The 13403-nt window shown below is 67.3% G+C and carries 13 protein-coding genes and 1 other RNA gene; 1 reads left to right on the plus strand and 13 read right to left on the minus strand.

Translation table 11 applies throughout. The features are described 5' to 3' along the window. Positions 1-37: 37 nt before the first annotated feature. The 13 genes from rpmG to CDO87_RS02090 form a co-directional block, all read right to left on the minus strand. Positions 38-205: a 50S ribosomal protein L33 gene (gene rpmG, locus CDO87_RS02030; RefSeq protein WP_005856346.1), complete on the minus strand. Its 168-nt coding sequence runs from the start codon at positions 203-205 to the stop codon at positions 38-40. A gap of 157 nt (positions 206-362) precedes the next feature. Then, positions 363-760, minus strand: an RNA gene (rnpB, locus tag CDO87_RS02035) — RNase P RNA component class A. Between the two features lie 73 nt (positions 761-833). Then, positions 834-1550 carry an alpha/beta fold hydrolase gene (locus tag CDO87_RS02040; protein ID WP_100927210.1) on the minus strand — a complete coding sequence of 239 codons (717 nt, stop codon included), beginning with the start codon at positions 1548-1550 and terminating at the stop codon, positions 834-836. Positions 1551-1908: 358 nt separating this feature from the next. Further along, complete coding sequence (locus CDO87_RS02045) at positions 1909-2937, minus strand: transporter substrate-binding domain-containing protein (protein WP_100927211.1); 1029 nt, start codon at positions 2935-2937, stop codon at positions 1909-1911. Continuing rightward, positions 2937-3986: a LysM peptidoglycan-binding domain-containing protein gene (locus CDO87_RS02050; protein ID WP_198521804.1), complete on the minus strand. Its 1050-nt coding sequence runs from the start codon at positions 3984-3986 to the stop codon at positions 2937-2939. The genes CDO87_RS02045 and CDO87_RS02050 overlap by 1 nt, the downstream gene beginning before the upstream one ends. A 466-nt stretch (positions 3987-4452) precedes the next feature. After that, complete coding sequence (locus tag CDO87_RS02055) at positions 4453-5415, minus strand: ester cyclase (RefSeq protein ID WP_100927213.1); 963 nt, start codon at positions 5413-5415, stop codon at positions 4453-4455. Between the two features lie 99 nt (positions 5416-5514). Next, positions 5515-6126, minus strand: coding sequence for a hypothetical protein (locus CDO87_RS02060; protein WP_100927214.1), 612 nt, complete (start codon positions 6124-6126; stop codon positions 5515-5517). 64 nt (positions 6127-6190) lie between these two features. Then, a complete protein-coding gene (locus tag CDO87_RS02065; protein WP_100927215.1) occupies positions 6191-6616 on the minus strand; it encodes a VOC family protein in 426 nt (141 codons plus the stop codon). A gap of 97 nt (positions 6617-6713) precedes the next feature. Then, positions 6714-7676, minus strand: coding sequence for a carboxylesterase (locus tag CDO87_RS02070; RefSeq protein ID WP_100927216.1), 963 nt, complete (start codon positions 7674-7676; stop codon positions 6714-6716). Beyond that, positions 7673-8287, minus strand: a complete 615-nt coding sequence (locus CDO87_RS02075; RefSeq protein WP_100927217.1) for a histidine phosphatase family protein — start codon at positions 8285-8287, stop codon at positions 7673-7675. The genes CDO87_RS02070 and CDO87_RS02075 overlap by 4 nt, the downstream gene beginning before the upstream one ends. Further along, entirely contained in the window at positions 8284-9024 is a 741-nt protein-coding gene (locus CDO87_RS02080; RefSeq protein WP_100927218.1) for a carboxylesterase, read from the minus strand. The genes CDO87_RS02075 and CDO87_RS02080 overlap by 4 nt, the downstream gene beginning before the upstream one ends. Before the next feature lie 88 nt (positions 9025-9112). Next, the gene (locus CDO87_RS02085) at positions 9113-9784 is read right to left on the minus strand and encodes a DNA-3-methyladenine glycosylase I (RefSeq protein ID WP_100927219.1); all 672 of its coding nucleotides are present in this window, start codon (positions 9782-9784) and stop codon (positions 9113-9115) included. 32 nt (positions 9785-9816) lie between these two features. Then, positions 9817-11064 (minus strand): MFS transporter, encoded by a 1248-nt coding sequence (locus tag CDO87_RS02090; protein WP_100927220.1) that lies wholly within the window; start codon positions 11062-11064, stop codon positions 9817-9819. 128 nt (positions 11065-11192) lie between these two features. On the opposite strand from CDO87_RS02090, the gene thrS reads away from it, so the two are divergent. Further along, positions 11193-13175 carry a threonine--tRNA ligase gene (thrS, locus tag CDO87_RS02095; RefSeq protein WP_100927221.1) on the plus strand — a complete coding sequence of 661 codons (1983 nt, stop codon included), beginning with the start codon at positions 11193-11195 and terminating at the stop codon, positions 13173-13175. Positions 13176-13403 lie beyond the last annotated feature (228 nt).

The raw sequence follows: 13403 nt of genomic DNA on the forward strand, positions 1-13403 counted from the left end.
TCGCGGCCTTTGTGGGTCGTACCGGAAAGGGGCAGGATTACTTGATCTTGCCTTCCTTGTATTCGACGTGCTTGCGCGCAACCGGGTCGAACTTCCGGATGGTCATCTTCTCGGTCATGGTACGCGCGTTCTTCTTGGTCACGTAGAAGTGGCCGGTGCCTGCGGTCGAGTTCAGGCGGATCTTGATCGTGGTCGGCTTCGCCATTGGTCGTCTCCTGCAACACGCGGGGCGCCGCGCGTGAAATTCGTATGAAGCCCGCCTTTTACTTACTGCGCGGCCCGAGTCAACCGTCTCGTGACAGTTTGTCGGCGAGCGTTGTCCGGCAGGCGACCGGCGGCCTGTCCCGGCGCGCGGGCCGGTGATGCGTGGAGGGCCTGTAAGCCGGATTCTGTTGTCGGGGTTGCCCCCTCAGACGACCATTCCTCTGGGCCGCACGTTGCCGCGCGGCTCTAGCTGCCAACCCGGACCTCTCGGGCCAAAGCCGCCCTGTCCCGATATCCCGCAAGCGGGATCAGCCGGACGCGAGGTCCCTACACGGCATTGCTCCCGGTGGGGCTTGCCAAGCGGGCGATGTTGCCATCCCCCCGGTGGGCTCTTACCCCACCGTTTCACCCTTACCTGCCGACGGGCGGCAGGCGGTCTGTTTTCTGTGGCGCTTTCCGTCAGGTTGCCCTGCCCGGGCGTTACCCGGCACCGGCGCTTTGGCGAGTCCGGACTTTCCTCCCTGGGTTTCCCCAAGGCGGCCGTCCGGCCCTCCACGCGCGCCCGACATAGGCGGGGCGGCGGGGCTTGGCAATCCCGCCCGTGGCCGCCCGTGACTGTCGGTCTATGTTCAGCGCAGGACCAGCGGCATGGACAGCCACTCTGACAAGGCATCGGCCACGGCGTCGGGCTGTTCCAGCACCGCCATGTGGGCGGCCCCCTCGATCACCCGCAAGGTGGCGCCGCGGATCAGCTCTGCCATGAATTCATGCCGCTTGACCGGCAACTGACGGTTGGCGGCGCCGCACATGACCATGGTCGGCACGGCGATGCGGCGCAGGGTGCCTTGCTGGTCGCGGCGGCGCTGGAGCGCACGGATCTGGCGCGTCATGACCTCCACGCCGAGGCCCGTGGCCATTTCTTTCAGGAGTGCCGATATCTCGCCGCGCCACGGTCCGGGGGCAAGTTCCGACAGGCGCAGCGCCTCCGCAAAGACCGTCTCGACCTTGCCGGTGCGGGCCCGCGCGCGCACGATCAGCGGGTCCCGCTCGGCCGCCTGCTGCGGCGTGTCGGCCAGCGGCGTGGTGTCCATGAGGCACAGCCGCGACACCCGGTCCGGCGCCCGCCGGACGATCTCGATCGCGACGATGCCGCCCAGCCCCTGCCCCGCCAGCGCGCAGCGCTTCGGGAGCACGTCGAGCAGCGCCGAGGCGATCTCCTCGATCCGCTCGCCCTCAGTCAGCGGCGCGGCCATGACCGCGCGGCTGCGCGACAGATCCGCAAGCTGCGGTCCGAACAGGCGGGCGTCGCACAGCATATCCGGCAGGAAGACAATGGCCTCACGCATGTGCGACCCTGCACCCTTGCCCGCCGCCTGTTGTCGTCACGCTTGCACCCCATACGAAGCCGATCCCTGCGGCGGCGACCCTATCAGACACGGCAGCAGGGAAAAGAGGGGGTCCGGCGCCGGCGCGGGCGGGCAATCGCCGACGTCGCCTGTCGGTATCGGGTGCCGCGAGGGAGGCAGATGCGCCTTGCGAACCCTTGCACCCTCCGGCGCACGAACAGCCACCCCCTGCGACCGACCTTGCCGCTTCCCTGACACGCGCCAGAATACGGCCTCCCGGACGCGCACACATACGCACGACCGTGCGCGCTGGGTCCAAATCAGCCGGTCGTCGCTCCCTTCGGGCAACGGCCCCGTTTCACTGCGTCTTGATCTGGTCCCAGAAGACCCCGAGGTGCCGCGACACGATCTGGCTGTAGCGATCGCTGTCCTTCAGCGCCGCCAGCCCCGCGTTGAAGCGATAGAGGAAGGTCGTCCCCCGCCAGTGCGTCTTCGAGATGATGACATGCAAGCCTTCGGTGGCCAGCGGCTTGTCCAGCGGCACCGCGCGGCCCCTCAGCCCCATCTCCTCGATGGTCTGCGCGCCGAGGAAGACGTTGACCGTCACCGCATCCACGTCGCCATCCATCAGCGCTTGGAAACAGGCCTGCGGACTGTCGGCCTGCACGAGATCGATCAGCCCTTTCGTGACCCACTCCCGCCCTGGGCGGTCGAGGTCGTGGGTGAAATACCCCTTCGGCCGGCAGAGCCGCTTGCCCACGACGTCCGCGTCGCTCTCATAGGTGAAGCCGTCCCCTTCGCGCACGAAGAGCAGCACGAGGATCTCCACCAGCGGATCGGAGAAATGGAAGTTCGCGCAGCGCTCGTTGCCGGGCGTCGCAGCGCAGTCGGGCTTGTACCATGGGAAGCCCATGTCGAAGGTCTTTTCCGCCAGATCGGGAAAGAGGTGTTCGGACCAGTCGTCCTCCCACGTGATGGAATAGGTCACCGGGGCGGGCGTCGCCTCCATCGCGGCATTGACGATCTCGGTGATCATGCCCTGCCCCGGCCAGTCCTGATCGGTGAAGGGCGCGAAGTTGCCGCCGGTCAGCAGCTTCAGCTCCGCGTCGTCCCGGCGCAGCGGCGTGGCATCGGCAGCCTCCGTCCCCGGCGCGCACGGCAGCCGCAGCACGTCGCCGGGCGCCACCTGGAAGACCGAGGCCTGCAGCGCCGCCTCGTTGGCATAGTAGATCAGCGTCCACTTCTCCGGATCGCCATACCGCATCTCGGCGATGGTAAAGACCGTGTCGCCGGTCTTCACCGTGTAGTCCTCCGGCGCGCAGGTCTGTGCAGCGGCGGCGGCGCAGGTGCTCACGACCAGCGCGGCGATGCTCCTGAGAAGGAACATCAGAGCCCCGCCCAGATCGACGACATGTGCTTGTCGATGACCGTCAGATACTCGCCGCTGTCCCGCATCTTGGCCAGCCCGTCGTTAAAGGCGGCGATCAGCCCCGCGGCCCGAGGATTGGAGCGGTGGGCGACCACGTGCAGCCCCTCGATGGCCAGCGGGCGCGACAGTTGCAGCTCAATCGCGTCGCCCAGCCCCATGTCCTTCAGCACCACGCGGCCGGTGAACTCGTTCATCGCCACCGCATCGGCAGAGCCGGACACCAGCCGCATGAAGCAATCCTCGGCACTCGCAGGCTGCTGCAGGCGGGCGCCGACGCGGGCGAGGTAGCCCGCACTCTGGCCCTGCCGCGATGCACCGGCATGCCCCAGCGGCGCGCAGACCCGCAGGCCTTCGAGGTCGGCCTCCTGCTGGTAGGTCACGCCCGACCCCTTGGCGGTGAACAGGACGACCAGCATCTCGAACATCGGTTCGGAATAGACATAGTCGGCGCAAAGGGCGGAGGTCGCGTCGCCGCAGTCCGGCTTGCGCCAGGGAAAGGCCAGATCGACCATCCCCTCGGACAGCATCGGGTCGAGGTGCACGGAGCGGTCGTTGACCCAGTAGAACCTGTGCGCGCCGGTGTCGTCGTTGGCGACAAAGGCGCGGTTGACGATATCCGTGATCATGCCGGACGACATCTGCAGACGGTTGGTGAAGGGCTTGAAGTCGTCCCCGGCGAGCAGCCTGACGTCAACGCCCTTGCGGCTTTCGTCGGCGCTGCGCCGGCGTTGGGCCTGCACCTCTTCGGCGGAGCGGACGGGTTGGGGTTCGGCGATGGCGGTCTGCAGGACCGGCGCGCCGCCTTCGAGCCCAGCGGGCAGGCCGTTGATGCAGGGCATCCGGTAGGTCTGGCCGACGCGGATCGCATCCGGGCTGGCGATGATCTCCATGTTGGTGCGGTAGATCGCGCTCCACTGGCCCACGTCCTTGTAAAGCCGGTCGGCGATCAGCGACAGCGAGTCGCCGCGCTGCACGGTGTAGAGCCCGCCGCATGATTCCTGCGCCATGGCCGTCCCACCGAATGCCGTTCCCGAAAGCACGGCCACCGCCGCCCACACACCTGCACACCTGACCATTTCAACCGTCCCCAACTGTTGCTGGGTCAAAAAATGCGCGCATGTAGTGGTTTCGGTCAACTATTCATCTATGGAATGTGGCGTTGCCCATATCTATCAAAGACTTCCTCAGCGTCATCAATCCGTGCTCCTGCTGCGTTTTGCGCTTATCCACAGAATCAATCGGCCTCTGACGGGAGGGCATCGCAGCCATGGTCTGGCGCATAGGTCTGGCATCGGATCGGCGTACGCGTTTGGTCGCGGGGCCCATCGCACACTCCAAGGACGATTCAGCCTGGAATTGAAACAACTTTACCGAGATGCGGAACATACTCGCGGAACAGCCAGACAAACAGGAAACGCGCCGGCCATCCCACTCTGAACTGCAAGACGTCCCACCGAAATCACCCTTCCCCCCTCAACCGTCCGACGCCAGTATCTGCATCCAGACTGCCGCGCTGTCGTAAAGCGTCCATTCGCGGCGCAATCCGTCCGGACCGAATTCCGCGTGGCTGATGCCCAAGACGTGCACAGCCGCCCCGGTCGGCCGACCGAATGCGCCCCAGCCGTCGTGCCGTCCGGTCAGCGACCAGCGCAAGGCGGCGCGCGGGGGGAGCATCGGCGTCTCCTGCCCGATCCGGTGATGCACCGCGAAACTGGCAGAGGGAAACGACTGCCGCAGCCCCAGCCAGAACCGCTCCGCCGCGGCGTGGCCGTGGCGCACATCTCCGCCGGGATAGGCCAGGGAACAGGCGGGATCGTACTGGTCGGGAACCACGGACAGGTGCCCGGCCATCAGCCGCTCCACCACCATCTCCAGCGCCAGCCCCCAGCTGTCGTCGTTGCCGCGCCCGGTGTAGGGCCCCTGGACATCGACCTCCGGGCAGAAGACCGGCTCTTCGGTGTCCGGGCCGTCCAGCCGTGCGCGCGCCCATGTCTTCACGTCCTGCCCGGTCTGCGCCAGCAGCGCCGCGGTATCGACCACCTGCCATTCGTCGCTGATCCGCCCGGCCTTCGCGAAGTGATCCGCCATGACGCGATACCGCAGCCGCGCCCCGCTGGCAGGACCCCACGGTCCGTCGCCGATGTGCCTGCCCACCGCGACCATCCGCTTCGAGCCAAGCATCCCGCGCTTCTCGGACCCGCTCCAGATCACGTCTTCCGTCAGCAGGCGGCGGTCCGGCAGGGCATAGAACTCGGCCAGGCCGGAGGCCCTGAGCGCATCCGTCCCCTGCAGGACGCCGCGCGCATCGCGGCGGATGATCGCGGGATGATAGAACGCCGCAAGCCCGTCGCCGAGCGTGCGCCCTTCCCAGATTTCCCGGCCCGCAGCGCGCAGGTAATCGGGAAAGTCACGGAACCGGCTGTCGAATCCCATCATGGCGAAGGTCCCTCTGCATGGCCCGTCAACGGACAGGTCTCGCAGATTAGCTCTGAATGTCGGGTTAATCGCCTTCCGGAATAGCCACCCCGCCGCGCCTCAGTCCGGCAGCGCGATGCCCCGGAACGGCGGGAAATCGGCATACCGCGCGGCCCGTGCCGTGGCGTCCTCCTCCGGCTCTGCCCCCGCCTTCAGGAGGCTCCCCTTCGGGGCGATATAGCTGTCGATCCGCCGGATCGGCTCCGGCCGCCATACGAGGTTGAAGGCGCAGAGCTTGGGAAAGAACCATATCTCCGAGTAGGGCAGATGGTCGTGCAGCCACCACGCCAGATCCCGCCAGTCGCGCCCGGTCTCATAGCGCCGCGCGAACCACGGGATCACGACGGAGGCCCCCGCCACCGCCACATCCGGCTGGTCCCAGATGTGGCATTCCAGTGGGTTGTCGTTGCGCGCGCAGTTCAGGCGATTGGCGTTCCCGAAGCGGTTCAGTTCAGCCGACCGGAAACCGGACCGCACGAAGACCCGCCCGAAGGTCTCTTCCAGCGGGTCGAGCAGGACCGTGGCAAAAGCCCGGCCCCGTTCGAGGGCCAGGTCCGGATCGTCGGGGATGTTCGGAACGGCGTGAAAGTTGCCGATCTCGGAATAGAGGAACTCTCGCATCCAGAAATGTGCCGACAGGCGTTCACGGCCCAGCGTTTCCAGCGACCACATGCTGCGGGGGCGCCTCATTCGGCACCGTCCCGCCCGCATTTATCCGCACCAAACGCCAGCGGTTTCAATAGCCTGCCCAGCGGAAGGCCCCGTCCGACCGAAGCGGCGCGCCCGGGTTCCAGGCCACTTCCCAGACATGGCCTTCGGGGTCGGCGAAATAGCCGATGTGACCGCCCCAGAACACGTCATGCGCCTGTTTCAGGATCTCTGCCCCGGCGGCGCGGGCCGCGTCGACGACCTCCGCCACCTCGCCCTTCTCCCGCACATTGTATGCATAGGTCGCCGCGCCGTGTCCGAGCCGCTCTTCCGGCACGCCCATGTCCCGCGCTAGGTCCGCCAGAGGATAGAGGCCGATGGACTGGCCGATCAGGTCGAAGACCACGATCCCCTCCGGGCTTTCCGCCCTCTGCCAGCCGAGCGTCTCGTAAAAAGCGGTCAACCGCTCCATGTCCCGGCACCCGAGGGTCACCAGACTGATGCGCTGTTCCATACCTGTCCTCCTTCACTGTCGGTGCGTAGGGCGGGGCTGTGCGCCGCCTCCCTCCGGTCATGGCCGAACCTTACCCCGCGTGCCCTGACAGATTGCGTCAGGAGGCCCGGTCCAGACCCTGCGCCCAGGCGATCATTTTCGCGGCCACGGGCGCGGTCATGCCGGGCGACAGCGTATCGCCTGCGATGACATGGTGTCCGGGGTCGTCGTCGGGTCCGGTCTCGACCGCGAAGACCTCTGCCGGTCCGCCCCAGAGCGCCGCCATTTCCCGCGTGCGGGCATGGTCGACCAGCGCATCGCGGTCGTCGAAGACAAAAAGCGCGGGCGTCTTCAGCAGACCCGGGTCTCGCGCCGCCAGCACCCGGACGGCCTTGCCCATCGGCAGAAGTGCCACGGACGGATAGCGGCTGGTCCAGAAGTGCCCATGCGCCGCGTTCGCCGGGGTGAATCCCCGCTCCCGCCCGATCAGCAGCGGCAGCCAAAGCCGCGCGCCCGGCCATGTCACCAGCCCGGTCTTCCGTTTGCGCAGTCTGAAATTCGGCGCGACGAAGATGGTGCCGACCACACCTTCCGCCGAACGCCCGTAGAGCGTCAGCGCCGTCAGCGTGCTGCCGGTGGAGGTGGAGATCACCAGCGTCCGCCGCCCCACCGCCTGCGCGATGGCCAGCGCCTCGGAGACATCCTCCATCCATCCCGCGAACGTCGCCTCGCCCATGGCGGCGCCGCTTCGCCCATGGCCCTGAAGGCGGGTCAGGACGAGGTTCGCGCCCAGCCCTTCCGCGACCCGTTCCGGCACCGGGCGGATCTCGCCCAGCGAGGCGGAGAAGCCGTGAATGTAGACGACCACCCAATCGGTCTTCGCGCCGGGCACGCCCGCCCAGACCACCTGTTTCTGCAGGCCCTCGCGGATGTCCGTGAATCGCGCCTCCGCTGCCTCGAGGTAGGCATCGACGCCGCCCTCGAGCAGAACCGGATCGAACGCAGCATTGGGCACGCGCGGCGGTCGCAATGCGAGCCAGAGCCCCATTGCCGCCGCAACCGCCAGCAGGCCCCAGATCATGCCCCGGCCTCCGCCTCGAAGCTGTCGATGGCGGTCCAGTCCCGGAGAAGGCACCACGCGCCGTCATCCGCCTCCCCCTGCCCCGGCGTACCGACGACCAGCAGATTCCCCCCGGCGCCGCGCGGTTGGTCGTGGGAGCGGTCGATCCCTGCCCCCGTCAGGTGCGCACGGAACAGCGCGCCGATCCCGCCGTGGGCCACCACGGCGATGTCGCCCTCCGGCGCTTCGGCCACCAGCCGTTTCAGGGTCGCGACCACGCGGTACTGCGCGTCGATGGCCCGTTCCCAGCCGCGAACCGTGTCTCGCGGGTTGGCGAAGAAGGCGTCGGCCATCGCCTCGAACTCTGGTCCAGGCAGGTAGCCGGTGGCGGACCTATCGTTCTCTGCAAGGCTCAGCACCTCGCGGGGCACCAGCCCCTGTGCCTCAGCCAGAATCGCCGCACCCTCTCGGGCCTTGCGTTCCATCGAACAGAAGACCGACGCCACGGGCGGGCAGCGGCGGGCAAAGGCCACGTGACGGGCCTTGCCGCGTTCAGACAGGCCCCAGTCCGGCACCGGGACGTCCGGGTCGATCACCACATCGGCGTGGGTGATGTAGTAGAGCCGCCTCAACCCGCAATCTCGGCAATGGCGGCCTCGATCAGGGCGAGGCGCTCGGGCGTGGAAAACCGGTGGTCGGCACCCTTCACAAACGTCAGGCGGAGGTCCTCGGCCTCGATGTGGTCGAGCAGCGACAGGGCCGTCTGGCGCGAGACGGCCTCGTCCTCCGTCCCCTGCAGCAGCCGCACGGGCCACGGCATCGGCAGCGGCGCGCGCAGGACGAGGTTGCGGCGCCCGTCCTCGATCAGCTTTTTCGTGACGACGTAAGGGTCCTCGTAGGCGGAAGGCATCAGCAGTTGCCCCTCCTGCATCACCTGCCGCCGCTCGTCCTCGGAGAAGCCAGCCCAGAAGCCGTCCTCGGTGAAATCCGGGGCTGCGGCGATGCCGACGAAGCCTGTGACCCCCGGCAGGCGCCGGGTCAGCAGGCACCCGATCCAGCCCCCCATCGACGACCCCACCAGCAGCACCGGCCCCGGCGCCGCGTGCCGGATCACCGCTTCGGCGTCCGCGGCCCAGTCGCCGATGCAGCCATCCTCGAACACGCCGCCCGAGGCGCCGTGGCCCGCGTAGTCCAGCCGCAGGAACGCCCGCCCTTGCGCCTTTGCCCAGGCTTCGAGATGCACGGCCTTCGTGCCTTCCATGTCCGAACGGTAGCCAGACAGGAACACGATGCAGGGCCCTTTGCCTTCGGTCTTTGCATAGGCCAGCGTGTCGCCGCGCGGCCCCGTGACGTGGGAAATCTCTGCCAAAACTGCCTCCTTTGCGTTGCCGCGAACTCTAGCGATCCCGCCGCTAGAGCCAAGCCCGTCTCTCGCTGCGTGCAACGCGGTGTGCGTGTCAGCCGTCGATGCTTTGCGCCAGCACGCGCGAGATCGCCGTCAGGCTTTGACCGCTTTCCTGCCGCCAGGTGTTGAAGGCCTCCTGCACGGCAGCCCAGGCCTTCTTCGAAGAGGGCGCCTTGTCGACCACACCCTCGGCACTCAGCCGCGCCACGACCGAACCGGAAAGGATGTAACTGTCGCGCCCCATCATCCGCAGCATGTAGGCGCCGCCTGATCCACCCAGCCGCGATCCTTCCTTCTGCAACCATTGCAGGAGGCCGGCGAAATCCTCCGTCGGCCAGTCCCCCACGAAGCGCCCGAAAGAGCCGTGCTTTTCGGCAATCTCGCGGATCATCACCGCGTTCTGCTGGATGGCCCGTACCTTCGGCGGGCTGCGGACGATGCGCGTGTCGGCGATCAGCTCGTCGAACCAGTCCTCCGACATGTGGGCGACGCGGGCGGTGTCGAAGCCGTGGAAGGCCTCCTCGATGCCCGGCCACTTGTTCTCCACCACCTTCCAGTTCAGCCCGGCACTGAAGATGCCCTGCGCCATGCGCGCAAGCCAGCGGTCGTCAGGGATCGCGGCCAGCGCGTCTGCGGACTTCACCTCCGGCATGTCGGCCAGCACGACCTCCCGGCCGCCCTTCCGCTCTGCCGCGATTTCAAGGATCTCTTCGAATGTGCGCATGATGCCCCCGCCGGTCGACCGGGACAGGAAACTCAGGTGCGCTCCACCTCGTCAAGTCCCAGCGCCAGCATACCGCCACAAAGCGACAGCAGCGCAAAGCCCCCCAGCGCGACCTGCGGGCCGAGCGCGGCCAGCGCCCCGCCCAGTGCGCCGACGATCAGCAGCAGCGTCCCGATCAGCGTGTTGGCCAGTGCGGAATAGGATGACCGCGCGTCCTTCGGCGCCATGTCGACCAGGTAGGTCGACCGTCCCTGCCGCACGCCGTGATAGGCGACCATCAGCCCGAAAAGCACCAGCGGCACGACCCAGACGGTTTCCGTCAGCCCGGCGAACTCGGCACCCACTGCCAGTGCCATGAAGACCGCCGCGACGAAGCCCGACAGCGCCAGCACCCAGCGCGACGACCGGTCTGCCAGCCGCCCCCAGACATAGCTCGAGACGAAGGACGCGGCAGAGGACGCCAGAAGCAGCGCACCCAGCCCCTGCAAGGCCCCCTGCCCGCCGCCCAGCAGAACGAAGTACGGCGGCGCCAGTGCGGTCACCGTCAGCGCGCCGCGCGTCGCGATGAAGCGGCGGAACTGCGGGTCCTCTTTCAGTGGCGCGAGGTTGATGGCCGGGCCAGATCCCGCATCCTCTGACGGCTTCTCCTCCAGCGAGGAGAACAGCGCCGCGGCCCCCAGCCACAGCACGGCGGCCAGCGCGATGGCGATCACAACCGGCGTCGTCTCCTGCCCGATGCCGAAGATCAGCAGCGCCGCGAAGGCCAGCACCGCGAGCGAGGCCGCAGATCCCGCAACGCCTGTCACCGCCCCGCGACGTGTCTTGGGGACAGTCTTGCCGAGGATGTCCTTGTAACTGACCGAACAGAGCGCCCGGCTGGCCGCCAGCACCACCAGCGCCCCCGCGATCACGAGGCCCGCCGCCAGCCCTTCGAGGAAAAGCGCCGCCAGCGCGATCAACGCGGCCATGGCGCCCTGCCCGACCGATCCAGCCACCCAGGCCCACTTGCGGCGGCGCATCGCCTCAACCCGTCCCGCCATGACGATCTGCGGCAAAAGCGCGCCGGCCTCGCGGATCGGCACGAAGGCCCCGGTGATCGCCGCAGGCACTCCGAGGCTGCCCGCCAGCCAGCTCAGCACCAGTTTCGGGTCGATCAGGCCATCGGCGATCTTCGTCATGCTCAGGCTGATCATGTGCTTCAGACCGTTGCGGCCCTCCCGGTCGGGCGCGTCGTCGGCCCCGGTCAACCGGTTGTACACTTCGGTGCTGCTGTCACTCATGCGTCGTCCATCCTTCTCGGGTACGCGTCTGCGGTTGACAGCCCTGTCCGCCAGCGGCATGGAGAGCGCACGACATAACCCGCAACCGGGCGTTCCGTGGGCGCCAAACCGACGAGGAGACATGGCCGATGGCCCAGATTTCCCTGACTTTCCCAGATGGCTCGCAACGTAACTTCGACAAGGGCGTGACGCCTGCCGAAGTCGCGGCCTCCATTTCCAAATCCCTTGGCAAGAAGGCGATCTCCGCGCAGGTGGACGGCGCGCACTACGATCTTCAGTGGCCAATCGAGACCGACGCCGCCATCGCGATCAACACGCTGGCCGACGACGGCCCGGCGCTCGAACTGATCCGCCACGACCTCGCGCATATCATGGCGCGCGCCGTGCAGGAGATCTGGCCCGACGTGAAGGTCACCATCGGCCCCGTCATCGAACACGGCTGGTACTACGACTTCGACCGCGCCGAACCGTTCACGCCCGAGGATCTCGGCCTCATCGAGAAGAAGATGAAGGAGATCATCAACGCCCGCGACCCCGTCCGGACGGAGGTCTGGTCGCGCGCCGATGCCATCGCGCATTACGAAAAGACCGGCGAGAACTACAAGGTCGAGCTGGTCAACGCGATCCCCGACGACGGTCAGCCGATCCGCATGTACTGGCACGGCGACTGGCAGGATCTCTGCCGCGGGCCGCACCTTCAGAACACCGGGCAGGTGCCCGGCGACGCCTTCAAGCTGATGAGCGTGGCGGGGGCCTACTGGCGCGGCGACAGCAAGCGGCAGATGCTCCAGCGGATCTACGGCGTCGCGTTCAAGAACCGCGACGACCTGAAGAAGCACCTCAATATGCTGGAGGAGGCCGCAAAGCGCGACCACCGCAAGCTGGGCCGCGAGATGGACCTCTTCCACATGCAGGAAGAGGCGCCGGGCCAGGTCTTCTGGCACCCGAACGGCTGGACGATCTACACCACGCTGCAGGACTACATGCGCCGCAAGCAGCGCGCAGGCGGCTACCACGAGATCAACACGCCGCAGGTCGTCGACCGCAAGCTGTGGGAGGCCTCGGGCCACTGGGACAAGTACCAGCACCACATGTTCATCGTGGAGGTGGACGAGTCCCGCGACGGCGAGAACGACGATGCCTCCTCGAAGAACAAGGAGCAGACGCGCATCAACGCGCTGAAGCCGATGAACTGCCCGTGCCACGTGCAGGTGTTCAATCAGGGCCTCAAGTCCTACCGCGACCTGCCGCTGAGGCTGGCCGAGTTCGGCTCGTGCGCGCGGTACGAACCTTCGGGCGCGCTGCACGGGATCATGCGGGTGCGTGGCTTCACGCAGGACGACGCGCACATCTTCTGCACCGAGGCCCAGATCGAGGATGAATGCGCGCGCTTCATCGAGTTCCTGGCCGACATCTACCGCGAGCTCGGCTTCCCGACCTTCGAGATCAAGTTCGCCACGCGCCCTGAAAAGCGCGTCGGAACCGAGGAAAGCTGGGACTACGTCGAGAACGCGCTGGAAGAGGCGATCCGCAAGACCGGCCGCACCTACACGCTGGAACCCGGCGACGGCGCCTTCTACGGGCCGAAGCTGGACTTCTACCTGACCGACGCCATCGGCCGGGTCTGGCAGTGCGGCACCTTCCAGGTCGACCCCAACCTGCCCGAGCGGCTGAACGCGTCCTACATCGCCCCCAACGGCGACAAGACGCGACCCTTCATGCTGCACCGGGCAACGCTGGGCTCGTTCGAGCGTTTCGTCGGCATCCTGATCGAGGAACACGCGGGCAAGCTGCCGTTCTGGCTGGCCCCGCGTCAGGTCGTCGTCGCCTCCATCACCTCGGAGGCGGACGATTACGTGCAGGAAGTGACGGAGCAGCTGCGGAAGGCGGGTGTGCGTGCGGAGGCCGACATCCGCAACGAGAAGATCAACTACAAGGTCCGCGAGCATTCCGTGGGCAAGGTTCCGGTCATCCTCGCCATCGGCCACCGCGAAGTCGAGGAGCGGACGGTCACTGTGCGCCGCCTCGGCGAGAAGCAGACCTCTGTAACATCGCTGACGGACATCGTGAGCGAGCTGTCGCGCAGCGCGACGCCGCCCGATCTGCTGTAACATTACGTCAGAACCGACAACGTAAAGGGCTCCGATTGTTTCGGGGCCCTTTTTCGTTTCCCTGATTTCACTCGGTTTCTGCGGCTGCGCAGTGTCACACAGCCATGACGTGCCCTGACACGGGCGTGATGCACGGCTGCGTGAATGGCCTGCGGCTGGACGCCGCGTCAGGCTTGGGGCACCGACCGGCAGGACCGCCGGACCACGGTCAAGCAAACAACCGAATAC

This window comes from Sagittula sp. P11, from assembly GCF_002814095.1.
In the GTDB taxonomy this organism is placed as follows: Bacteria; Pseudomonadota; Alphaproteobacteria; order Rhodobacterales; family Rhodobacteraceae; genus Sagittula.